This window comes from Pedobacter jaeyakensis (genome assembly GCF_054461315.1).
In genome coordinates this window covers 672,913-697,543 of sequence record NZ_CM136921.1, presented here as the reverse complement: position 1 = coordinate 697,543, position 24,631 = coordinate 672,913, and the positions used below count along the sequence as shown (strand labels likewise).

Here is a 24,631-nt window from a genome sequence, read left to right as displayed (position 1 = left end):
ATCTTGCATTTGGGTTATTTACCGGATAATAATTAATATTGAACATGAATGTAAAGAGAAAGATTATTGGGGGAGTTTTTGCATTGCTGGCAATGCAATTATCAGTTTCTGTCCAAGCACAGCAGCAGGTTAAAGTTCCAAACGGATGGCACTTGCTGGATCAAAGTAAAGATGGGTTCAATGGCATCAGCCTTAACCGGGCCTACGCAGATCTACTTAAAGGAAAAAGCAGCAAAACGGTTACTGTTGCTGTTATTGACTCTGGGGTAGATACTTTGCACGAGGATCTGAAATCTGTTTTATGGAGAAACGTAAAGGAAATTGCCGGTAACGGAAAAGATGATGATAAGAATGGTTACACCGATGATGCGTATGGCTGGAATTTCTTAGGTGGTAAGGATGGAAAGAATGTTACAAATGATTCTGAAGAGTATCAGCGCTTATATTTCAAATTCAAAAACCAGACGATTGTTGAACCTAAAGACACTGCAGTTTGGAGAAAGGTTCAAAATCTAATGGCGGCAAAGGCTAAAACATCTAAAGTTCCTTTGGATACGCCTCCAAAAGATTTTCGTAATGATGTTGTGAAAGACAATTACTTTGATTTTTCTGATCGGTATTATGGAAACCCGGATGTGATGGCTGACTTTTCTTTCCATGGAACGCATTGCTCAGGTATCATCGGCGCCAAAAGAGACAATGGTGTTGGGATAGATGGCGTGGCTGACAATGTTAAGATCATGATGATACGTACTGTTCCTAATGGCGATGAGCATGATAAGGATATTGCCCTGGCCATCAGGTATGCGGTAGACAATGGTGCGAAAGTAATTAGCATGAGCTTTGGTAAGCCATTTTCTCCAGAAAAGAAATGGGTAGATGAGGCTGTGCGTTATGCGGAGAAGAAGGGCGTTTTGCTTGTTCATGCTGCAGGTAACGACCATAAGAATATTGATGTGGAAGATAACTTTCCTAATCCGATCTATTTGAAGAACGGCAAACAGGCGAAGAACGTCATTACTGTTGGAGCCAGTGGAGATCCGGGTTTAGGAGGATTAACTGCTTCTTTTTCTAACTATGGTAAAAAGATGGTAGATGTATTTGCGCCTGGAGTCAGGATATACTCAACCATTCCTGGAGGCAATACCTACGGAAATGCAAGCGGAACAAGTATGGCGGCACCTGTGGTTGCAGGGTTAGCAGCACTCATTTTAGAATACTATCCTAAATTAAAGCCGGCTGAAGTAAAGGACATCATTGTGAAATCTTGTGTAGCTCCTATAGCTAAAGTGAAAAAGCCAGGTACTGCTGAAGAGGTTTCGCTTGCGGATCTTTGTGTATCGGGTGGTATTGTAAACGCTTATGAGGCAATTAAACTTGCTTCGACTTATAAGTAAAAAAAACCGCAATTAGGCCTTTAGAGATAGGCGCTCAATCACTCCATATGCGAGCGTGTTGAGCGCTTATTTTTTTCACAGGCGTTTTGAGAAATGACCTAATCTTCCAGATAAAATGGCGTTTTGGTTCTTCTAATTTTCTGTATTGCTCCAGTTTTGATTTGTCGGGTACGCTCTGTGCTCAGGTTAATTTTGATGGCAACATCTTCCATTTCAAAGCTGGGGCTGCCAAATAATCCAAAACATAATGTGAGCACATATCTCTCCCTTGGCGAAAGATCTTTTAGGATGGAAACTACATATTCTGATATTGCTTCTGAATTGATCCATTCTTTTATCGGATCATGTTCTTCTGCGGGTAAATAATTTAACAATGTATGCTGATCATTATCTCCGCCGGGTATGCAATCTTCCAGGTAAGTCGTTCTTCCATTGCAATAAATGAAGTCGGCCAGCTTATTGTCTGGTATTTCCATGCTTTCCGATAGCTCAATAATTGTAGGTTCTCTTTCTAAAGTTTGTTCCAGGAGTTGTGAAGTTTTAACCAAATTCATCATACCCAGTTGCTGGTTCATGGGTAATCTAACCAATCTGGCATTTTCATTCAAAGCGTGCATGATCGACTGACGGATCCACCACACAGCATAACTGACAAATTTGAAGCCCTTGGTTTCATCAAACCGCCTGGCGGCAGTGATGAGCCCGATGTTGCCCTCGTTTACCAGATCAGCCAAGCTGAAACCATTGTTTTGGTATTTTTTTGCGCACGATATGACGAAACGCAAGTTGGCAGTAACTAGTTTGTCCAAGGCTGCATCATCTCCGGCTTTAATTTTTTGCGCTAGGATGACCTCTTCTTCTGGGGTGATCATACCAAAGTTGTTTATATCACACAGGTATTTGTTGAATGAGTGCTCGTCCCGTCTGGTGTGGGATTTATTAATTTTAATTTCTCTCATTTTGATAGCATTAAAAAGCAATTTTTTTATTTAGTAATTAGGTGGTAAAGTTCAGTGGTTAAAGTTTTTGAATAAAGCACAGGCTTTAAATCTGTGAATTTTCCAGAATTAAGGCCATTTTCTAACCGATTAGATTGTATGGCTCTGTCCAGAATGGCATTTACAATATTTTATTTTGATAGGGCTCTAAAAATGAACTTTCGTTTAACGCATCGACTACTTTTTTGGATTTATTAATGCCAAGAGTAATTGCTTTAAACAAAATTTGGTGAAATAGATCTTAAGCAAGCCTTTGCCGTATATAATTTTGTAATTAGGTCTGATTTTGGAAAAAAACTCCGATAAGATATAACCTTAAGGTTTTAATATCTTAGCTTTTTAACTTTAAAGCGTTTACAAGCGGTTTCATAGCGGGCCTGTAGATACGGGGAGTAGTTAGCCCACGTGTACTTGATCCGTCATTTCATGAATGGATAAAATTTAGGTAAGTAGCAACAGGGTTGTCTGGATGGCCAACCCTGCTGTTTTTTGCTCATTTGAGCTAGAGGGAAGAAAGTTTGAGTCGCAAACTGTTACTAACTACAGATACTGAACTTAAGGCCATCGCGGCCCCTGCAATCATGGGGTTTAGCAGAAATCCGTTTACAGGGTACAATAGGCCAGCCGCAATTGGAATTCCCACAACATTGTATATAAATGCCCAAAAGAGATTCTGACGAATGGTGTTGACGGTCAGCCTAGATAGCCTAAGCGCCTTTGGTATTTGTAATATATTGGAAGAAATTAGGGTAATTTTAGCCACATCTATGGCAATGTCCGATCCATGGCCCATCGCAACCGATAAGTTAGCTTGGGCCATAGCCTGCGCATCGTTTATGCCATCGCCAACCATCGCCACAATTTTGCCTTGTGACTGAAGTTCTTTTACAAAATCTGCTTTGCCCGACGGGGATACCCCACTTTTATAGTTGACAATGCCAACTATTTCTGCCACAGCAGATGCAGTTTGCTGATTGTCGCCCGTCAGCATATACACCGCTATCCCTTGCGTTTTCAATGCTGCAATTGCTGCGGCTGAATCTTCCCTTAACTGATCTGAGACGGCAATAATGGCCAGTAGTTTTTGCTGATCGGCAAAATAAATTACGGTTTTGGCTTCATTTTGCCTGGCCTTGGCTTCCTTTTCCAGTGCTAAATCGATAGTAATATGATTAGACTGAAGCAACTTCATACTGCCGGCGAAATAATTTTTTTCATGATGTGTAGCCTTTATACCTTCTCCTGTTATACTTTCAAAATGGCTTAATGATACGGTTTTGCTCACCTTCGATTTAAGATATTTGGTGATGGATTCAGCTAGCGGATGCTCTGACTGTATTTCTATGGAATACAAGAGCTGTTCCAATACATGGCGGTTTGCCTCTATACCGCTTAACCAAAGTATCTCCGTAACTTCTGGAGCGCCTTTGGTTAGGGTGCCGGTTTTATCCAGCACGATGGCGTTGACCTGATGGCCGAGCTCCAATGCTTCTGCATCTTTAATTAGAATGCCATTTTCAGCTCCTTTTCCAATACCCACCATGATCGCCGTTGGTGTGGCCAGGCCCAGGGCGCAAGGACAGGCAATAACCAGTACGGTTACCATTGCCATTAGGCCTTGTGTGAATCCATTTTCTCCACCTAGCAAAATCCATAGGAACAAGGTAAGAATGGCAATAAACAAAACTACTGGAACAAAAACTCCTGCAATCTTATCTACCAGTTTTTGCACTGGTGGTTTAGAGCCTTGGGCATCCTGAACCAGCCTAATGATCTGGGCAAGCATGGTCTTGTCGCCTACTTTTTCTGCCTTAAATCGTAAGCTGCCTTTCTGGTTTATGGTACCGGCGAATAACTTGTCGCCCGCATTTTTAGCCACTGCCACCGGTTCACCTGAGATCATGCTTTCATCAACATAAGAGCTGCCTTCATAAACTTCACCGTCTACGGGGATTTTATCTCCCGGGCGCAACAAAATTTGATCTCCTGGCATCACTTCAGCCAAGGGGATTTCTTCTTCTTTAGATTGGTGGATCACGAGCACCGTTTTCGGCTGCAATCCGACTAGTTTTTTAATCGCATCTGAAGTGTTGGATTTTGCGCGTTCCTCCAGTAGCTTACCCAGCATAATGAAAACGATAACAACAGCTGCGGCTTCAAAATAAACGTGTGCATGCAGGCCTCTCTGGTGCCAAAACTGCGGATTGATGGTATTGAAAATGCTAAATAGGTAGGCCACGCCAGTGCTCAGGGCCACCAGGGTATCCATATTAGCGTGTCCATGTTTAGCTTGTTTAAATGCATTGATAAAAAACTGCCTACCAAATATAAACAGGACTGGGGTTGTAAAGATCAGCATGAAGTAATTAGCATGATTAAGATCCATAAAAAACATGCCCATCAACACAACCGGGATGGTTAATATAGCAGCAGCTGTGGTATTTCTTTTTAATCGGATGTAATTGTTTTGCTGTACCTCCTCTTGTTCTTTTTCTGCGTTTTGCGAAGTTATGATGAGATCGTAACCAATTGATTGAACTGCCTTTTGCAGCCCTTCGAGGTCCACATCATTAGATTTAAGTTTCACTTTCGCGGTTTGTGTGGCATAATTGACTTCTGCAAGACCTACACCCGGCTGTGCATTGAGCATACTTTCTACGCTGATGGCACATGAGGCACAACTTAAACCTAGAACAGGAAGGGAAAGTGTTTTGCTGTATAATGAGGAATCCATTTTTTCTAATAAGTATTACAAAGATAGCCCAGAGCCTGGTTAGCGCTGTTATAAGATTCTGAGAAAAATTTATAGGATTTGAATGTAGCGTTTATGGAACTATCGTCGTTTCTTAAGAAAAAGGAGTTAATGGCCATTACCCTATTGTTATATTAACACTATTTATCAGATGAAGATTAAAACACTATTTACTGCGCTTGCGCTTACCGCTACACTTTCGTCTTGTATGAAAGATGAAGAGTTTACCCCACAGCCTGTTGCAGGGTTAAGCATTATACATGCTTCGCCAACTACAGAGAAATTAGACTTCTATGTAGACAATTCTAAAGCTAACCTTGGTGTAGATTTCGCCTACGGAACTAAGGTTGACTACCTGAACCTTTTTCCAGGACAAAGAAAGCTGAGCATCACCAAAAAAGGAGTTCAAACCATTCTCAAATCGGAAAACTTTACATTAGATGCATCAGTTGGCTATTCGTTATTTGTTGCAGGCCAACTGGAAAATGTGAGTTTACTTTTGCTAAAAGATGACTTGAATTTACCTGTTGCAGGGAAGGCCCGGATTAGGTTTGTAAACCTAAGTCCGGATGCTCCAGCGCTTAGTCTGGCTATTTCAGGTAAAGATACGGACTTGTTTACTAATAAATTATTTAAAGAGTATAGTACCTTTGAGTCTATTGATGCGGCAGAAAAAGTAACATTCAATTTGAAAAACAAAGAAACAGGCGCTGTTGAGGCAACGCTTGCCGACGTTAAGATTGAAAGTGGAAGAATCTATACCATTTGGGTGAAGGGACTAAAAGCTGCTACCGATGACAATAAGATAGGTTTAGCTGTTTTTCAGCACAAATAACTGAAATTCTAAAAAACGCGGATGCTCCAACTTGAAGACCTGTTAAAAGGTTGTGTACAAAATAAGAACAAGGCTAAAGAAACGATATACAAATCGTTTTACGGCTATCTTATGGGAGTAGTTTTGCGGTATGTTAATGACAGGAATGATGCAGAGGAGGTGGTAAACGATTGCTTTGTGAAGATATTTAAACACATGACATCGTTTACCATTCCTGAAAATAAAGAGGAATTGCCAAAGGCCTTTAAGGGCTGGGCCGCCAGGATCTCTTCTCGCACTGCAATTGATTTTTTGAGAACGAAGAAAGTAAGAGTTTATGTGGACGAGATTGAAGAGAATCAGCAGCCGATTACTGAAGTAAATGTTATCTCAACCCTTAATGTGCAGGATATTTTGAGGCTGCTCAATGGCTTGCCTGAGACGCAAAAAGTAATATTTAACCTTTATGAGATTGAAGGTTATTCACACGATGAGATCTCAAAACTGCTTAATATTTCCGGTAGCTCAAGCAGGGTCTATCTAACCCGAGCAAAAAATAAATTGAGAGAACTGTATTCAAAAACTTTAATTCAATCGTATGTCAACTAAGCGTTTGAAGCCATCAGACGAGCGGGAACTGATCGCTCAGATAAAAGAAGGCCTGGCAGGCTATGAGGAGGATTATGCGCCTGGCGCATGGGAGAATTTCCAGAAGAAAGGGGGAAAGAAGCGCGGCCCGGTTTTCTGGATGTTTAGCTTAAGTGGCGTGGCCGCATTGCTATTGTTAACCTTTGGCTTATTCCTGTATGTTAACAAAAACAGTGAAATTGCTGTTGTTACAAAGCAAGTTTCCGCTTCAGTGCCGGAACAAAACAATTCAGTTTCTGGCCAAAGTAACCAACCTAAGCTTGCAGAAACCAACAACCGCGAAGAAGACACTATCCGGGACCAGTCAACTAGATCTTCTAGTCCATCAGATGTTATATTGACAAATAGACCCATAGTTACTACAGTTCAGGAACCCGTTAATACTCCTGTTGTCGTGGCTGAACAAATAGTGGCCGTTCCAAAAAACGACTTTTCTGGTAACGATAAACCTGTTGAAGCAAAAGCAGCACCTATTACCCTTGATGAATTCTTGGCTAAGGAAAATGCATTGAACAGTCAGGCTAAGTCAAAACCAGCGGACAGACCTAAAAATAACAAATGGGATCTGGGTGTTGTTGTCGCACCATCAATAGGAAATTCCAAAAAGCTGAACATGGGTTACGGGATGAGCATGGCCTATAATGTTTCTAAGAAAGTAAGCCTAAGCTCTGGACTATCTTATAACGAGATGGGCGTCTCCAAAGATCTTGGCGCTGTTTCTAATTATTATGATGCTGCACCTGCCAACGCTTTTGCCAGTGATAGCAAAAACTTAGAGGAGGTTAACACTCAAATTACAGGTATTGATATCCCACTTGAAATGAAGTATCGGCTGAGTCAGCGATTTTATGCAAGTGCGGGTGTTTCTGCTTTTGCTGTGATTAACCAGAAGCAAAGCAACACTTATCAGCAAAATACAGTTCAACAAAGCACTACCGTTTCTCCAGCAGGTGATGTGAAGCAAGAATCCTATTTAGTTACGCAGAAAGTAACCGAAAATGTTCCGGCCACAGAAGTAAGCAAAAGAAGTGTAATTGGGTTTTATAACTTTTCTTTTGGATACCAGCAAAAGGTTTCCAAAGATAAATCGATTGGAATAGAACCCTTTATTAAGTTGCCTATGCGAGATATTTCAAAAGAAAACCTGCGCCTTATGGGCACAGGTTTAAAGATCCGGTTTGATTTCTAGTTATTTTGATATGCCTTCTAAAGCAAAAAGAAAGCTATAATTCAATGCCACGTCCTTTAGGTAATCAAATCTGCCAGATGCACCGCCATGACCAAAATCCATATCTGTTTTTAACAGGAGGATATTATGATCTGTTTTTGTTGCCCTTAATTTGGCTACCCACTTTGCCGGCTCGAAATACTGTACCTGACTATCGTGCAATCCAGTTGTGACTAACATATTCGGGTAGGCTTTTTTGTCAATGTTCTCATATGGGGAATAGCTCTTCATGTAAAAATAAGCATCCTTGTTTTTAGGATTTCCCCATTCGTCAAATTCATTAGTCGTTAACGGAATGCTTTCATCTAACATGGTGTTGACTACGTCTACAAATGGCACCTGCGCCAGTACACCGTGCCATAGGTCGGGAGCCAGGTTGATCACTGCTCCCATGAGCAAACCTCCAGCACTGCCACCCTGCGCGTAAAGATGACCTTTGCCTGTAAACTTCTGGTCGATCAGGTAATGCCCACAGTCAATAAAATCGGTAAAAGTATTCATCTTTTTCATCAGCTTCCCGTCTTCATACCAATAGCGCCCCATCTCTTGTCCCCCGCGGATATGAGCAATGGCATAAACAAATCCCCGATTTAACAGGCTTAGGTTGTTGCCAGAGAATCCGGCATCCATGGACGCACCGTAGGAACCATAACCATATAACAGCAGCGGTGCAGTCCCATTTTTATTGAGTCCCTTTTTATATACCAGCGAGATGGGTATTTTGGTTCCGTCCTTCGCTGTCGCATACAGCCGCTCCGTAACATAATCTTCTTTATTGTAGCCGCCCACTACCTCTCTTTGCTTTTTCAGGGTTTTCTCCTTTGTTTCCATGTTATAATCGTACACCGAGTTAGGTGTGATCATTGAAGTATAAGCGTAACGTAAGATCTTGGAATTATATTCTGGGTTACCAGAATTCATTGCGGTGTAAGCAGGCTCATCAAACTCCAGGTAATGCTCATCCTTGCTAGTCAGACTTTTTATCCGCAGTTGAGTAAGGCCATTTTTACGTTCTGATAAGACTATAAAGTCTTTGTATTCATCAACGCCCGACAAAAGTACATCTTTGCGATTCGGGATAACTTCCTTCCAGTTTTCACGGCCGGGTTTATCCAGTGGCGTTTCCATCAGTCTGAAATTTTGGGCATTCCAATTTGTTACGATCAGGAACTTATCTGCTAAAGGAACAACATCATACTTAACGTCTTTTACCCTGGGTGTGAAGACTTTAAAATGGCTTTCAGGTTTATCTGCATCAATCATCCGCAACTCATCAGATAGGGTTGCAGATGAATATACGAAAATGTATTTGCCTGATTTTGATTTCCCTACGCCAATATAATTGGAATGGTCTTTTTCTTCATATACCACGGCATCCGTTTTTGGATCTGCTCCAATAATGTGCTTTTGGATCTTCTCACTAAGTAAAGTTACCGGGTTTTTTGAAGTATAGAACAGCGTCTTATTATCTGCAGCCCAAACTGGATCAGCTTCCGTGTTGGTAATTGCATCTTCCAAAACGACTCCTGTTTCCAGGTTCTTGATGTGTATAGTGTATTGCCGGCGTGATACCTGGTCTACACCATAGGCCAGCAGTTTATTATCCGGACTGATGCTAAAACCTGAGGCCGCATAATATGGATGCCCTTTAGCCATTTCGTCGATATCCAGAAGCACTTCTTCTTTGGCCTCAAGGCTTCCCCTTTTGCGACAATATTTATAATACTGCTTCCCGTCTTCCGTCTTGGTATAGTAGAAATAGCCGTTTTTGAAAACAGGAACAGATTCATCTTTTTCTTTTATCCTTCCCTTCAGTTCATTAAATAGGTTTTCCTGTAAAGACTTTGATCCACTCAGCATGGTATCCAGGTACTTATTTTCTGCAGTAAGGTAATCGACTACCTTTGTGCTGTCTGGTCCTTTTTTAAAATAGTCGATCATCCAGTAATAATTATCAACTACGGTATCGCCATGCAGGATACGCGTTGTTGGTTTAATTTCTGCCACGGGAGCTTTCGCGTTGGGCCATTTATAAGTTTCCATTTTATTATCTTTGTTTGTGCAGGAAATGGCCGTGTTTAGCATCAATACCCCTGATAGGATTTTCTTCATGTCTGCGGATTAAGAAGTTATACCATGCAAAATAAAATTTATACCTCATAATCTGCACATTATTAAAGAATTAAATTATGCAGCAACCTTTTGACGTTCAAATAGGAAATATTGATTACGCCGTTTTTCCAGAGGGAAATGATACGTATGTCATTTTTAAAGATGGCAAGGAGTATGTATCTATACAAAAAGATACCGACCTGCAGTGGATAAAACTAGATGCAGAGACGGGAACTCCAATCTTTGAGACAGACGAAGAAATTAATAGTATTGGCCGGGAAATACTAGCACATGTACCTGAGGAAGAAGACGAAGAGCTGGACGAGCAAGAAGAAGATTAACCAGACCAGCTGTCCCTGTCCAGACTTCTGTAGTGGATGGCCTCTGCGAGGTGTTCCAATTTGATGGTTTCACTGCCTGCAAGGTCTGAAATGGTACGGGACACCTTTAATATCCTGTCATATGCCCTTGCTGACAGCCCTAATTTTTCCATTGCCTTTTTAATGAGGTTTTGACCCGCCATGTCTATTTGGCATAGCTGACGAACCATATTTGGACTCATTTGCGCATTGTAATGCAGGTTTGCATCTGTGATGAAACGCTGCTGCTGGATTTCTCTTGCGTTAATCACCCTGTTTCTGATGACCTCACTTTTTTCACCGGAGGCAATGGATGTCAACTCATTAAAATCTACAGGCGTGACTTCAACGTGCAAGTCGATACGGTCCAGCAAGGGGCCTGATATCCTACCCAGATATTTCTGAACAACACCCGGGGCGCAAGTACATTCCTTTTCTGGATGATTATAAAAACCACAGGGACAAGGATTCATAGAAGCGATGAGCATAAAGCTGCTAGGGTAATCTACACTTTGCCGGGAGCGGGATATGGTGACGTGCCGGTCTTCCAACGGTTGTCGCATTACCTCTAAAACACTTCGTTTAAATTCAGGAAGCTCATCTAAAAATAGGACCCCATTATGGGCGAGGGAAATTTCGCCGGGCTGAGGGTTTGCCCCGCCTCCAACTAAAGCCATATCAGATATGGTATGGTGCGGACTGCGGTAAGGACGCTCTGTCATGAGTGTCGCAGCTGCGCCAAGTTTGCCGGCAACAGAATGAATCTTGGTTGTTTCCAGCGCCTCTTGAAGGCTAAGGGGCGGTAGTATGCCGGGCAACCGCTTGGCGAGCATGGTTTTCCCGGAGCCAGGCGGGCCAATCAAGATCAGGTTGTGACCGCCTGCGGCGGCAATCTCTAGGGCGCGTTTGATATTTTCCTGCCCTTTTACGTCGGAGAAGTCGTGATCATAGGAGTTAACTTTGTTGAAAAACTCATCTCTTGTCTTGACAATAACAGGTTCGTATTGCGCTGTCTTGCTGAAAAGTGCGATTACGTCTTTTAAGTTCTTCATGCCATAAACAATGAGACCGCTAACAATTGCAGCTTCCCTTGAATTGTCTTTAGGAAGAATAAAGCCTTTGAAACCGGCTGTTTTGGCTTGAATAGCAATTGGCAAAGCCCCTTTTATAGCTTGTAATCCCCCATCCAGGGAGAGTTCGCCCATGATAAAATAATGTTCAATCTCGTCCGTTTCTATTTGTCCGGATGCCGCAAGAATCGCAATAGCGATTGCCAGATCATATGAAGAACCTTCTTTCCTGATATCTGCGGGGGCAAGGTTAATGACAATCTTCTGTCGCGGCATTTTTAACCCGGCAGATTGTATTGCGCTTTCAATTCGCCTAAGACTTTCTTTGATGGCGTTATCCGGCAGGCCTACGATGTGATAGCGATTACCGCTGCCGATACTCACTTCTATAGTAATGGTTAAGGCGTTAACGCCAAACACAGCACTCCCATAAGTTTTTACAAGCATATTTAGTTGGTATAATTATACCCGCTAAACACTGTGGAATATTTGATAAAGTGGTAAAAAGAAATGAAGTTTTTTACATTTTTCCTTGTGGCATCTTAGGCATGTTGCGCATCATCTTCGCTGCAGCAGCAGGATTTGAGAATTGCTTCATTACCTTACGCATATCTTCAAATTGTTTAATAAGCTTGGTTACCTCTTCTACCTTGGTGCCAGATCCTTTAGCAATCCGTATGCGTCTGCTTTGTTGTATACTATCTGGATTTTCACGCTCATATTTAGTCATCGACTGGATAACCGCTTCTACGCTTTTGAATGCGTCATCTTCTATGTCAACATTCTTCATCATTTTGCCAACACCAGGAATCATGCCCATCAGGTCCTTCATGTTACCCATCTTTTTAATCTGTTGGATCTGGCTATAGAAATCGTTGAAATCGAATTTGTTCTTGCGGATTTTCTTTTGAAGTTCTGCAGCCTCTTTCTCATCAAATTGCATTTGCGCACGCTCAACGAGGGAAACCACATCACCCATGCCCAGGATACGGGATGCCATACGCTCAGGATAGAACACATCAAGCGCCTCCATCTTTTCGCCGGTACCAATAAATTTGATAGGTTTATTTACAACAGATTTAATGGAAAGCGCAGCACCACCTCTGGTATCACCGTCTAATTTGGTTAGGACCACACCAGTAAAGTCAAGCCTGTCGTTAAATACCTTAGCAGTATTTACAGCATCTTGTCCCGTCATCGAATCAACTACAAACAGGATCTCATGTGGTTTAGTTTTAGCTTTAACCTCAGAAATCTCATTCATCAGGCTCTCATCAATTGATAATCGGCCTGCTGTATCAATTATAATAACGTTGTTATTGTTCTTTTTACCTTCAGCTATACCTTCAAGCGCAATCGCTACAGGATCTTTAGAGTCTTTATTAGCATAAACTGGAACACCCACCTGTTCACCAAGAATCTGCAGCTGATCTACTGCCGCAGGGCGATAAACGTCTCCAGCAACTAAGATTGGTTTTTTGCCTTTGTTCTTAAGATGTAAAGCTAGTTTACCGGTAAATGTTGTTTTACCCGCACCGTTTAATCCCGCAATCAGAATAATGGTAGGATTGCTTTTCAAATCAAGTTCTGTAACCTCACCACCCATTAAAGCAGTAAGTTCATCATTCATGATCTTGGTAAGCAACTGCCCAGGCGATACGGTTGTCAATACATTTGCGCCTAAAGCTTTTTCTTTTACCTCATCAGTAAAAGTCTTGGCGGTCTTATAATTTACGTCGGCATCCAAAAGCGCTTTACGGATTTCTTTCATGGTTTCTGCCACGTTAATCTCTGTAATGCTGCCTTGTCCTTTTAAAACTTTAAATGCGCGGTCTAGTTTGTCCTGTAAATTATCAAACATCTGTTTTAATGCTTAGTGTTAAATGTATAAGCTGCAAAGTTATTAATTTTTGGTTGTAAATGCTTGAAGCCGTTTAATGTTTATTAAAGAGCGTTATACACCTTGCAAAAATAGTTGCACAATTCTGGATAACAAGGAAATAAAGTCGCACTGTTACAAAGGGGCTATCCAGCACTGTTAACATGAAAACTATCTTGACCTAAGAAAAATGAGAAAGAATTAAGGGAATATTAACAGGTCATTACCTTGGAAATGTAAAGCCAAAACCAAGCGATAAATTCTGACTGGCTTGAATTTCTTTATCAGAATCTTTATCAAATAAACCAACCGCATTGATCTTTACTTCCATAAACTTATTAATCCTGGATCTTAAAGTCATATCCAACCTGTGATCTACATGCTCTAGTTTCCTGTCGTAAGGAATAAACATGTTATACCTGGCGTATAGAAAAACATTTTTAAAGATTTCTTTATCGCGCAACTCACTAGTAATCTGGAAAGCGAGCTCGTTTCTAAAAGTCTGCGGAGGCCTGGCTCCCTGGCGTTGTCTTAAACCAAAGTTACCACCATTAAATCTCGGATTGATAACAGCTGTATCTAACATAAATGTTTGCTTAGCTGTTCCAGTACCAATTCTTGTAGAGAAATAAGGTACAGGCTTGTACTCGAAACCGATAGACTCTGTAAGGTATCCTGGCGACATGAATTTAGAGAGTAAGCTTTGTTGCTCAGGCCCGTTATTATCCCTATAATATGCGTATCCACGGTCAAATTGTGTTTCCAGCGTTACAGATCCGAAGAAGAACCAGCTCTTTGAAAACTGGAAGTTGGCTTTATTGTCCCAAAATATCCTATCTCTGGTCTTCTTTTGAAGCTGATCTTTGTTTTTAATCTTTCCGTATTCTAACCTTAATTCACTGGTGTAGCTATAGCTTTCTTTGCTGTAAGCTGCCCGGTAGTTAATAAGACCGCCCAAAGCAAGAGAGTTTACACCCCCAGCCTTCCAGTTTTTAGAAAAGGCACCCTGATTTACATCAATACCAATCTGCGTACTGGTTTTCCAGTAATTGATCTTTTCTGAAAGCACAAGTGGGGCTATTGGTGTGGGCTTATAAGGAATTGTTCCCGTACGCGTTGGAAGTGGGCTGCGTTTTAGCTTGATTTCCAATCCGTTGGTATTAATTGGAATGGTATCGATTTCCTGGGCCATCAGGCCTGAAGACACGAGAAGTAATAACAATAGGCAGATATTAAAACGCTTCATCATTACAAAGAAAAACAAAAAAGTGACTTTTTAAAAGTTTAATTAAGGTTTTTATTAAAACTCTTTAACGATCACCTTAGGTAGCGGCTGCAACCTGAAGGCCGAAGGGTTGCGTTTGTAACTGGCATAACTGTTCCTTAAAAATACCACAAAGGCGTAATCAGATGCGCTGAGCACGAAATCGTAACTTGGACGGTATTGTTCCATGAAGTCTGTTGCAACTGAATCATTTAGCTGCAAAATACTTTTAACATAGTTGGGATTAAATCTAAAATCTATAATCGATTCCTTATAGTCCCGTTCCAATATTTTTTGTAAGTGCCGTGCATTTTTACCTTCCCTGCTTACCAGGTTGTAAATGGCATCAATTCCCAATCCTACACCACCCGGGCCTAAATTGAGCAAATCTTTGGAACTGCCTTTGTCCAGCTGGTATTTATATTCTTTAAGGCGTTTATCGTATTGCTCTTTCGGACTCAGTTTTTTTCCATTAATAGACACTTCCTGCAAATTGATACCGAGTGATTTTAACTGAAAATAAATGGAAGAAGGGCTTTTAAGCACTACAGTATCAACAGCGTACCCCTGCAAAATAGCGAATAAGGTATCCCCTGGTAGGCCATTTATTCTGAATTCACCCTTGGGCGTGTTATAAATCCCCTCATTGGTATGGGAGTTGTAGATATAAACTTTAGCCAGTCTGAGCTTTGAGTCCTTGTCTACCACAAATCCTTGTACAGTTCCGGATTGTGCGAACAGACGGGCACTGAAACTGAAAAAAAGCAGTAACAACAAAAAAAGTCTCATAAGATTACAAAGCTACAAGTTAACCAAATGAGACATACCTACGTTAACATTATTTAACTATTATTAGCTTTTGTCCAATCTTAATGCCGTCGGCACTTAAGTTGTTGATGCTTTTGAGTTCATCTATGCTAATGTTGAAACGATTGGAGATGTTGTAAAGCGTATCACCCTTTTTAACTATGTACGTTTTATCTGCAGATAATGATGTTGCGCCAGAAACCGTCGTACTGGTTGTAGGTAATGTGGTTATGATCTTTACCGGACTGATCTGGGTAGTATCAGGAACTTTGAGTACCTGTTTCGAAGGGGGAGTTTCCACAGGCGTAAACTTTTTGGATTCTTTTGGAATGTTCGCATTGATCTCTGTAAAAACCCTGTCTTCGCGTTTAAGCTTTTCGGTTTCAGACTCAGACCTATCATATTGAGCCAGTTGGTATTTTTCAATAATGCCAATGAGCATATCTGGATATTTAGGATTGGTTGCATAACCAGCTTGCTTTAGTCCGAGCGCCCAGTTTTTGTAGTCATTTTTGTCCAGCTCAAATAGAAAGCTATAACGCTTACGCTTTAAAAACTCAGAATGGTCTTTGTAAGATTCCCTGGCATCTTTATAAACACGGAAACAATCATTTGCCTGATCATCGTCCTTATAATATCCTCTCCCTTTCCATTCGGAAGTGCATTTGATGCCAAAATGATTATTCGCAAACCTGGCCAGACTGCTGTTTCCACTTCCGGATTCCAATATGCCTTGTGCCAGGGTAATGCTTGCCGGAATGCCGTAGGTGTTCATTTCTTCGATAGCTACCGTTTTAAATTCTTCAATGTAAGATAGGGTGGTGCGCGACTTATAATCTGGATTGGCTTTAGTGGCCGCTTTTTCTATCTGTTTGTTATTGCGACTGTATTTCCTTGTTTTACAAGCGGAGAAAGTGATTGCAATCAGGAGTAAATATAGGGTGCTTTTGTTCATTAGGTTATTTTTTTCTGATGATAAAAAGGCCGTCCCTAACAGGGAGGATCAACTTTTCAACACGGTTGTCTGCGGCAATCTTATCGTTAAATGTAGTAATATTCCTGGTGTCTTTGTCTTGTGAGTTACTGAGTACTTTGCCGCTCCAGAGTACATTATCAACGATGATAATCCCACCTGGTCTTACGCTGTTAAAGACCATATCGTAATAGTTACCGTTGTTTTTTTTATCAGCATCAATAAATACCAGGTCATAGGTTTCTTCCAAAGACGCAATACTTAATGTCGCATCACCAATCCTATACTTTATTTTATCCTGGTAACCCGAAGCTGCAAAATTCTCGCGAACCATATCTTCCAATTCTTCGTTGATGTCTAATGTGTAGATAATACCATCGCTATTTAATCCTTCAGCAAGACACAATGTTGCGTAACCAGTAAAAGTGCCAATCTCCAGAATTCTTGATGGATTTACCATCTTGCTAATCATGCTAAGTACTCTACCCTGATAATGGCCAGATAGCATCCTCGGCATTAAAACCTTAAGCTGAGTCTCCCTGTCTATCTTTTTCAATAGCTCACTTTCTGGTTCACAATAATCAAGCAGCAGTTTTTGTAGATTTTCTTCAATCATATTGGTTTGATGTGGGCACCCTAAATTAACGGGCCTGTTCCATAAAATATTGCAGGATAATGGTTGCGGCAATGGTATCTACCCGCTCCTTGTTTTGTCTGTCTTGTTTTTTCAAGCCGCTTTGCATAATCGTTTGTTGTGCCAATCGGGATGTAAACCGTTCATCAACCCAATGCTGCGCGATTTCAGGATATGTTTTTCTTAGCGTTCTAGCGAAACCCTTAACATGCTGTGCAGAATCTGACGGGCTGCCGTCCATTTGTTTAGGATCTCCGAAAACGAACGCTTCAACTGGTTCAGTTATGAGATATTGTTTCAAATAAGCCATGATGTCTTTAGGGTGGATGGTGTCCAGCCCTGTTGCTATGATCTGCAGGGGATCTGTGATTGCAATCCCAATTCTTTTTGTTCCGTAATCAAAGGCCATTATTCTTGCCATACAAGTCAAAGGTAATAAATTGATATTATCCTCCGGGCTTGTCCCATATTTCTGCTGCATTTCTCCCATATATCTCCCTTAGGAGGCTCTTTCGTGAGATAAGCATGGGAGAAATGCAGCAGAAGTATGGAAGAAGTAAAAGCCCACGCTATGGCATATACTAAGTATGGCATGATTAAAGCCGCGTCAAATATGTTAAAAAATTACTATTTTGCACCAAATGCAATTTAAGAACATCATAGGGCAGGAGCATATTAAGCAACAATTGGTTCAATCGGTAACAGATAACAGGATCAGTCACGCGCAATTGTTTCTTTCATGTGATGGCAGTGGCGCACTTCCTTTAGCTATTGCCTACGCACAGTACATTAATTGCTTAGACAAAGAAGTGGACGATAGTTGCGGGGTTTGCTCATCTTGTAGAAAATACGAAAGGTACATCCATCCGGACCTGCATTTCTCGTATCCATTCTTTGCTTCAAAGGACGTAAAGATTGCAGTTGATGTATTAGAAGAGTGGAGAAGTTTGCTTTTAGAAGACCCGTACCTGGATCTGGACATCTGGCGTTCTAAGTTGAATGCAGATAATAAGCAAGCAAATATCAACATTGCTGAATGCCACGACATCATTAAAAAGCTAAGCTATAAAGCTTTTGAAGGAGACACCAAGGTACTGATCATGTGGTTGCCGGAGTATTTGGAAAAAGAAGGCAACTCGCTTTTAAAAATTATAGAAGAACCACCTGCCAATACGTTATTTATTTTAGTGGCAAATAACCAGGAGCAAATCTTATCAACCCTGCTCTCTAGAACGCAGATTGTAAAAATACCTAAGTTGCCATTTGCCATAGTGGAAAGCTACCTGATAGAAAAACACGGCTTGTCTGAAAACCAAGCAACCGAATATGCGTTTCTCTCAGATGGGAACTTGATAGAAGCCAAACAATTGGTGGCAAATACGCAAAACGAAAACTCTGAGAAATTTGCAGAATGGCTTAGGATGGGCTACGGAAATCGTGTATTGGAACTTACCGCATTTGTAGACCAGATAGCCGCCTGGGGTAGAGAAAATCAAAAGAATTTTTTAAAATACGGCATCAGTTTTATGCGAGAATGCAGCTTGTTGCTGAGCGGTGCGGATGAATTGGTTAAACTGCCACCAATGGCCTTGCAAACAGCCAAAAAATTATCGGCCCACGTGCTGGACCTGAACATGGCGGATTCCATTATTACTGAGCTTGAAAAAGCGCATTATCATGTAGAGCGAAATGCAAATCCTAAAATTCTGTTTTTAGATGTATCTTTACAGCTAGTCAAAATAATTAAGTTTAAAACGTTCCCGCAAGGGACTCAATATATATACAATTAATATGGGATGTGGAAGTTGTTCTACAGGAGGCGGTTGCGCTCCCTCGGGCTGCAAAAGTAATGGCTCTTGCCTTACTGGCGGTTGCGGAAAAATGGAAGTTTACGATTGGTTATCCAACTTGGATGCACCATCTAATTATAAACCTTTTCCCGTTATAGAAGTTAAATTTAAGGGTGCCAGAAAGGAATTCTTCGTTAATACAGACAATATTTATCTGGAAATAGGTGAGTTAATTGCTGTTGAAGGACCAACTGGTGGTTATGATATCGGGCATGTTTCTTTAACCGGAGAACTGGTAAGGACACAGATGAAACGCCGTAAGACAACTCTTGAACAAGTTACCAGGAAAGTATACAGGAAGGCTTCAGAAGCTGATGTGGAAAAATGGAAACTAGCCAAAGGTTTAGAATGGGAGACCATGCATAAAGCGCGCACCCTGGCGCTTGACTTGCGCCTTTCCATGAAAATAAGCGATGTGGATTACCAGGGGGATAAAACCAAAGCTACCTTCTTTTATACTGCAGAAGGTCGCGTAGATTTTAGAGAACTGATTAAAAAGATGGCCGAAACCTTCAGGATCAGGATCGAAATGAGACAGATCGGAATGCGGCAAGAAGCCGGAAGGTTGGGCGGAATTGGCTCTTGCGGAAGAGAGCTATGCTGCTCTACCTGGTTAACCAATTTTAAAACAGTGTCAACGGCTGCAGCACGCTATCAGAACTTATCTTTAAATACATTAAAGCTTGCCGGGCAATGCGGCAAATTGAAGTGCTGCTTAAATTATGAGTTGGATACGTACCTGGATGCATTGAAAGATATTCCAGATCGTATTGAGAGCCTTCAAACGGAAATTGGCGTTGCAAGGCATCAGAAGACAGATATCTTCAAGAAAGTAATGTGGTTTGCTTATCCAAATACTGAGGATTGGATTCCTTTGAAGGTAGATAGGGTTAAGGAAATCATGGCCATGAATAAGCGGGGACAAAAGCCTGTAAATCTAAAAGAAGAAGCCATTCAGTTAACTCCTGTAGCAGTAGTTGAGAAAACTCCGGACTACGAAAATGTGGTTGGGCAGGATAGCCTAACGCGTCTTGACGACAAGCCGAGAAATAAGAATAATAGAAACAATAACAATAGAAATAAGCCAGCACAAGGTACTAAGCCAGGACAGGGCGCAAAACCAGCACAAGGTGTTAAATCTACTCCAGGAGCAAAACCAACACAAGCGGTAAAGCCGCCTCAGCATATCAGGAACCGTCCGGAGCAGAAAAAAGATGGCGCAAATCCTCAGCCGAGACCAGCCGGACCTATATCTGGAGATGCTGTAGTTACTACACAGCCATCTGCCAATAGAAATAAGAACAGAAATAAAAACCGGAGGAATAAAAATAAGGATAAGCCTAAAGATGAATAGTTTGAAAGTTTTGTTATCACTTTCAGCTTTAATGATCTTGTTTTTTTGCGGATGTGATACGAATAATATTGTAGATAGTAATGTGGCTATGCCTTCTAGAAATTGGAGTTATGCCAACAAAGTAAGCGCTGTAGTGGAGGTTAAAGACCCTGCTAAGGTTTATGACATCTATTTAAAATTAAGACATACTTCAGATTACCGTTATGCTAATCTTTTTGTCTTGCTGAATATCAACGGGGCTGGAGAAAAAAAGTTAACGAAAAGGTATGAGTACCGATTGGCACATCAAGATGGACAATGGATTGGAGCTGGTTCTGGAAATTTATTTACTTACACATTACCGTTACTGACCAACTATAAGTTTCCTAAAGCCGGGACATACCAGTTTGAAGTGGAGCAAAACATGCGCGATAACCCGCTTAGGGAGATTAGCGACGCCGGTATAAAAATATCACAACAGGGGGAGTAGTTGTTCTAACGCCATTCCCCGCGACCCTTTTAGAAGTACCACACTATTTTTAACAGGGGATGCGGATAGGTAATCCGATGCTTCTTTAGGAGTTTTAAAAAACAAGCCTTTGACCTGGCCCTTACTTTCAAAAAAGTGTTGTCCAATTAAAATGAGCGTGTTAGCCTGTAGGCTTTCTGCATGTTTGGCAATAATTCCGTGCTGTTCCTCAGATTCTTCTCCAAGCTCAAACATGTCACCTATAATAATTACTTTATTCGGGGCATTAAGCTGCTTCAAGTTGTTTAGCGCAGCAGCCATACTGCTCGGGTTTGCGTTATAAAAATCGCATATGACTGTATTGCTTGCTGTTTCGGTGATTTGCGACCTGTTATTTTTTGGGAGATAACCCGCCAACCCGGCATTGATTTGTGCAGCACTCAACTCAAAGAATTGCCCAATACAAATGGCTGCCAGGATGTTTTCAAAATTATAAGTGCCGGTAAGGTTAACTGCCAACTGATGTTCGCTTTCCTTATTTTGCCATTGTAATTTTATATATGGATCAGTGCTGAGCAGTTTTCCTGAAACCGCATCTTCTTTTTCAGAACCATAGTAGACTACTATATTTAATCCTGCTGCAGCGCTCATTTCCAACAAGTATGGGTTATTTCGGTAAATGAAAGCAGTGCCTTGATTTGCTTTGAGATAAGTGTAAAGTTCTGCCTTTCCTTTCTTTACCCCTTCAAATCCACCGAATCCATCAAGATGTGCCATTCCTACATTACTGACAAGGCCATGTGTAGGCTGAGCAATTGTGCAGAGAAATTCAATCTCCTTCTGGTGGTTGGCGCCCATTTCGATAACTGCGATCTCATGCTCCGAGGTGATTGATAATACAGATAAAGGAACACCGATGTGATTATTGAGGTTGCCTTTTGTAGCAAACGAGCGGTATTTCTCTGAAAGTACCGCATTGATCAATTCCTTCGTGGTCGTTTTGCCGTTGCTTCCGGTTAGCCCGATTACAGGAATGTTCAAATGAGCACGGTGGTATTTTGCCAAGTCCTGCATCGCAGCTAGCACATTTTCAACCAGAAAATGCTTTTCGCCAGTTTTTAGAGTAGGATTGTCTATGATGGCATATGCCGCCCCGGCTTCAAGTGCATTATCTGCAAAAGTATTCGCGTCAAAATTATCTCCTTTCAATGCAAAGAAAAGGCATCCGGCTATTATGTTCCGAGTGTCAGTACAAATTATTGGATGCTTAGTATATAGCTCGTATAAGGATTCAGTGCTCATCATTAAAAAAATAAAAAGATAGGTAAAATTACACTATGTAATACAAACACAAAATAATCTTTACTATTTTGGAGTATAATTACTACTAATGAGATATTTCCGGCTTCCGTTCCTACTATTATTTTTCTGCTTTACTATAGCTGGCGCCCAGGTAAAATCGCCAGATGCTTTTTTGGGATATCCTTTAGGCAGTCGCTTTACGCCACATCAAAAGGTTGTCGACTACTTTAGGTACGTTGCAGGCCAGCATGAAAAAGATATGAGGCTGATAAGCTATGGGAAAACTTATGAAGGAAGAGAACTTCTGGTGGCTATTGTATCTTCCAGACAGAACATGGATAACCTGGAGCAGATTAGAAAAACTAACCTAAGTATTAGTCGCGCGGAAAAAGTTGATGTGAAGACAGGAAAGCAGCCAGCCATATTGTGGTTGAGTTATAATGTGCATGGGAATGAGGCAAGTTCTACGGAAACTTCGATGAGGACGCTCTATAATCTTGCAGAGCAAAAGGATGGTAACGTTAAAGAGTGGTTAAAGAATGTTGTGGTGATCCTGGATCCCTGTCTTAACCCAGATGGGAGGGAGCGATATGTTACCTATTTTGGTGAAGTTGTTGGTCAGCAACCTAACCCAGACCCAATGGCCAGGGAGCATTTTGAGTTGTGGCCAAATGGAAGACCTAACCACTATTATTTTGATCTAAACAGGGATTGGGCATGGCAATCTCAAGTAGAAACACAGCAACGGTTAAAATTGTATAACGAATGGATGCCGGAAGTGCATGTAGATTTTCATGAACAAAGCTATAATGAGCCCTATTATTTCGCTCCTGCGGCAGAACCCATCCATGTTGACATTACGCCCTGGCAACGGGCTTTCCAGGTTACAGTAGGTAAGAACAATGCAAAATATTTTGATGAAAACGGATGGCAGTATTTTACTAAAGAACGTTTTGATCTGCTTTACCCATCCTATGGCGATACCTACCCATTATATAATGGTGCAATTGGAATGACGTACGAGCAAGGTGGTATTGGTGCTGGACTGGCAGTAGTCACTATTGATGGGGACACCCTTACGCTCAAAGACAGGATAGATCATCATTATACTACAGGGATGGCTACGGTGGAAACTGTCGCCAATAATGCTAGCCAACTGGTTACAGAGTTTAAGAATTATTTTGAAAAAGCAGTAGCATCGCCTCCGGGTGTGTACAAGACTTACATTGTGAAGGCGCAAAATATGGGTAGAATTAAACGGATGGCCGCATTGCTGGACAGGAATGGCATTGAATATTCTTTCGGTGCTGATAAGGCTTTAAGAGGCTATAGTTATGAAACCAAAAAAATAGAAGGTTTTAAGGCAGAGCGGAACGACTTAGTAGTTAATTTATCTCAGCCGAAGGCCGTATTGGCAAATGTGTTGTTTGAACCGCAAACGTCTATTTCAGATTCCAATACTTATGATATAACTGCATGGGCCTTACCATATGCCTATGGTCTGAAGGCTTATGCAGTCAAAGAGTCTATAAAAGGAAGTTTTAAGACATTAGAAGAAAAGAATGATCAACCTGAAAGTATAAATAGGCCGTACGCATGGATCCTTCCATGGAATTCTATTGACGATGCGCAGGCACTAATTGCTTTACAGCAAGCAAATATCAAAGTACGCATCGCAGAAGAAGGCTTTACAGCTGGTGGAAGGACTTATAGTTCAGGAACTTTGCTGGTATACAGGACTGAGAACGAAAGAAATGTAAAAGGCTTAGCGGCACGAATAGCTGCGATCCAAAGAGACGTTAGAATTAATTTCTATCCGGTAGCTACGGGTTTTGTGGATAAGGGTAAAGACTTCGGCTCCTCTGTTTATAGTCCTCTTGTGATGCCAAAGGTTGCGGTAGTTTCAGGAACAGGCATCTCCTCTCAAGGGGTTGGGGAAGTCTGGCATTTATTTGAGCAGGAATTAAAATATCCGTTAACACTAATAGGTATGCAGAATTTAGTAAATCTGAACATCAATAAGATTAATGTGCTGATTCTTCCTGATGGGAATTACGGGGATAACCTGAATGAAAAATTGGACGGTTGGGTAAACAGCGGTGGAAAATTGATACTTATCCAGGATGCGATTTCGAGCCTCATTGGCAAAAAGCCTTTTAATATTAAGCTGAAAGAACAAGCCAAAGAGGAGTCGAAACCCGTCAATTCAAAGAAATATGCTGATCGGCATCAGGACGATCAATCGAACGCTATTCCCGGAGCAATTTTTAGGGTTAATCTGGACAACAGTCATCCTTTGGCGGCTGGATTAGGTGATTACTATTACGCTTTGAAGACTGACGATATGATTTATGAGTCGAACGGATCAACATTTAATGCCGGGGTTTTAAAATCCAATAGTTATGTTGCTGGAATTGCCGGAAAATCAGTGTTGAAGAAGCTAGATAATGGAATGTTGTTCGGGGTTCAAAGTTTGGGGAAAGGATCTGTCATTTATTTTGCGAGTGATGTGCTTTTCCGGTCATTTTGGGAAAGTGGCAAACAGATTTTTGCAAATTCTGTGTTTTTATTGAATTGAGGTAGTCTTGTCGTTCCCTTTGGGATGGGTTATTGTCCAATTTAAATTGTTAAATTCTGTGTTTCTGTGTAAAAAGGTAGCTTTTGTATAAAAACCTCTAAAAAATTTGGTGTTTATCAATTGATGGTTTAATAAAACTTCTAAAAATCAAAATATCTTCTATT

Annotated in this window: 20 protein-coding genes; 9 read left to right on the top strand and 11 right to left on the bottom strand. The window is 41.1% G+C overall.

The window, feature by feature from the left end; all coding sequences use genetic code 11:
• The first annotated feature begins 44 nt into the window (after positions 1-44).
• Positions 45-1,397, top strand: coding sequence for a S8 family peptidase (locus ACXZ1K_RS03185; RefSeq protein WP_458971937.1), 1,353 nt, complete (start codon positions 45-47; stop codon positions 1,395-1,397).
• A gap of 98 nt (positions 1,398-1,495) precedes the next feature.
• Here the strand turns inward: ACXZ1K_RS03185 and ACXZ1K_RS03180 are convergent, their stop codons facing one another.
• Positions 1,496-2,356, bottom strand: coding sequence for a sigma-70 family RNA polymerase sigma factor (locus tag ACXZ1K_RS03180; protein WP_458971936.1), 861 nt, complete (start codon positions 2,354-2,356; stop codon positions 1,496-1,498).
• Between the two features lie 541 nt (positions 2,357-2,897).
• The gene (locus tag ACXZ1K_RS03175) at positions 2,898-5,129 is read right to left on the bottom strand and encodes a heavy metal translocating P-type ATPase (protein ID WP_458971935.1); all 2,232 of its coding nucleotides are present in this window, start codon (positions 5,127-5,129) and stop codon (positions 2,898-2,900) included.
• A gap of 169 nt (positions 5,130-5,298) precedes the next feature.
• Between ACXZ1K_RS03175 and ACXZ1K_RS03170 the strand changes: the two genes are divergently transcribed.
• From ACXZ1K_RS03170 to ACXZ1K_RS03160, 3 genes are read left to right on the top strand one after another with little or no spacing between them, the layout of a single operon-like run.
• Positions 5,299-5,982, top strand: a complete 684-nt coding sequence (locus ACXZ1K_RS03170; protein WP_458971934.1) for a DUF4397 domain-containing protein — start codon at positions 5,299-5,301, stop codon at positions 5,980-5,982.
• Between the two features lie 21 nt (positions 5,983-6,003).
• Positions 6,004-6,570 carry an RNA polymerase sigma factor gene (locus ACXZ1K_RS03165; protein WP_458971933.1) on the top strand — a complete coding sequence of 189 codons (567 nt, stop codon included), beginning with the start codon at positions 6,004-6,006 and terminating at the stop codon, positions 6,568-6,570.
• Entirely contained in the window at positions 6,560-7,798 is a 1,239-nt protein-coding gene (locus ACXZ1K_RS03160) for a hypothetical protein (protein WP_458971932.1), read from the top strand. Before ACXZ1K_RS03165 ends, ACXZ1K_RS03160 begins: the two co-directional genes overlap by 11 nt.
• Here the strand turns inward: ACXZ1K_RS03160 and ACXZ1K_RS03155 are convergent, their stop codons facing one another.
• On the bottom strand, positions 7,799-9,949 hold the full coding sequence (locus tag ACXZ1K_RS03155) for a S9 family peptidase (RefSeq protein ID WP_458971931.1): 2,151 nt from the start codon (positions 9,947-9,949) through the stop codon (positions 7,799-7,801). It lies immediately after the preceding gene.
• A 77-nt stretch (positions 9,950-10,026) separates the two neighbouring features.
• Here ACXZ1K_RS03155 and ACXZ1K_RS03150 point away from each other — a divergent pair, with 77 nt between their 5' ends.
• On the top strand, positions 10,027-10,290 hold the full coding sequence (locus ACXZ1K_RS03150; protein WP_458971930.1) for a hypothetical protein: 264 nt from the start codon (positions 10,027-10,029) through the stop codon (positions 10,288-10,290).
• Here the strand turns inward: ACXZ1K_RS03150 and ACXZ1K_RS03145 are convergent.
• The 7 genes from ACXZ1K_RS03145 to ruvX all read right to left on the bottom strand — a co-directional run bounded on the left by ACXZ1K_RS03145 (position 10,287) and on the right by ruvX (position 17,356).
• Positions 10,287-11,825, bottom strand: a complete 1,539-nt coding sequence (locus ACXZ1K_RS03145; protein WP_458971929.1) for a YifB family Mg chelatase-like AAA ATPase — start codon at positions 11,823-11,825, stop codon at positions 10,287-10,289. The genes ACXZ1K_RS03150 and ACXZ1K_RS03145 overlap by 4 nt on opposite strands.
• Positions 11,826-11,898: 73 nt before the next feature.
• Positions 11,899-13,239 carry a signal recognition particle protein gene (gene ffh / locus ACXZ1K_RS03140; protein WP_458971928.1) on the bottom strand — a complete coding sequence of 447 codons (1,341 nt, stop codon included), beginning with the start codon at positions 13,237-13,239 and terminating at the stop codon, positions 11,899-11,901.
• A gap of 241 nt (positions 13,240-13,480) precedes the next feature.
• The gene (locus ACXZ1K_RS03135; RefSeq protein ID WP_458971927.1) at positions 13,481-14,479 is read right to left on the bottom strand and encodes a DUF3078 domain-containing protein; all 999 of its coding nucleotides are present in this window, start codon (positions 14,477-14,479) and stop codon (positions 13,481-13,483) included.
• Between the two features lie 78 nt (positions 14,480-14,557).
• Positions 14,558-15,310, bottom strand: coding sequence for a peptidase associated/transthyretin-like domain-containing protein (locus ACXZ1K_RS03130; RefSeq protein WP_458971926.1), 753 nt, complete (start codon positions 15,308-15,310; stop codon positions 14,558-14,560).
• A 49-nt stretch (positions 15,311-15,359) separates the two neighbouring features.
• Positions 15,360-16,283, bottom strand: a complete 924-nt coding sequence (locus tag ACXZ1K_RS03125) for a glucosaminidase domain-containing protein (protein ID WP_458971925.1) — start codon at positions 16,281-16,283, stop codon at positions 15,360-15,362.
• A 4-nt stretch (positions 16,284-16,287) separates the two neighbouring features.
• On the bottom strand, positions 16,288-16,917 hold the full coding sequence (locus tag ACXZ1K_RS03120) for an O-methyltransferase (RefSeq protein WP_458971924.1): 630 nt from the start codon (positions 16,915-16,917) through the stop codon (positions 16,288-16,290).
• Between the two features lie 25 nt (positions 16,918-16,942).
• Positions 16,943-17,356 carry a Holliday junction resolvase RuvX gene (ruvX, locus tag ACXZ1K_RS03115; protein WP_458971923.1) on the bottom strand — a complete coding sequence of 138 codons (414 nt, stop codon included), beginning with the start codon at positions 17,354-17,356 and terminating at the stop codon, positions 16,943-16,945.
• A 220-nt stretch (positions 17,357-17,576) separates the two neighbouring features.
• Here ruvX and ACXZ1K_RS03110 point away from each other — a divergent pair, with 220 nt between their 5' ends.
• From ACXZ1K_RS03110 to ACXZ1K_RS03100, 3 genes are read left to right on the top strand one after another with little or no spacing between them, the layout of a single operon-like run.
• Positions 17,577-18,725 (top strand): DNA polymerase III subunit, encoded by a 1,149-nt coding sequence (locus ACXZ1K_RS03110; RefSeq protein WP_458971922.1) that lies wholly within the window; start codon positions 17,577-17,579, stop codon positions 18,723-18,725.
• Between the two features lies 1 nt (position 18,726).
• Positions 18,727-20,139 (top strand): PSP1 domain-containing protein, encoded by a 1,413-nt coding sequence (locus tag ACXZ1K_RS03105; protein WP_458971921.1) that lies wholly within the window; start codon positions 18,727-18,729, stop codon positions 20,137-20,139.
• A complete protein-coding gene (locus tag ACXZ1K_RS03100; protein ID WP_458971920.1) occupies positions 20,132-20,608 on the top strand; it encodes a gliding motility lipoprotein GldH in 477 nt (158 codons plus the stop codon). The genes ACXZ1K_RS03105 and ACXZ1K_RS03100 overlap by 8 nt, the downstream gene beginning before the upstream one ends.
• Here the strand turns inward: ACXZ1K_RS03100 and ACXZ1K_RS03095 are convergent.
• On the bottom strand, positions 20,591-21,892 hold the full coding sequence (locus tag ACXZ1K_RS03095) for a UDP-N-acetylmuramoyl-tripeptide--D-alanyl-D-alanine ligase (RefSeq protein ID WP_458971919.1): 1,302 nt from the start codon (positions 21,890-21,892) through the stop codon (positions 20,591-20,593). The two genes, ACXZ1K_RS03100 and ACXZ1K_RS03095, sit on opposite strands and share 18 nt — an antisense overlap.
• Positions 21,893-21,977: 85 nt before the next feature.
• On the opposite strand from ACXZ1K_RS03095, the gene ACXZ1K_RS03090 reads away from it, so the two are divergent.
• A complete protein-coding gene (locus ACXZ1K_RS03090) occupies positions 21,978-24,467 on the top strand; it encodes a M14 metallopeptidase family protein (protein WP_458971918.1) in 2,490 nt (829 codons plus the stop codon).
• The last annotated feature ends 164 nt before the right edge of the window (positions 24,468-24,631 follow it).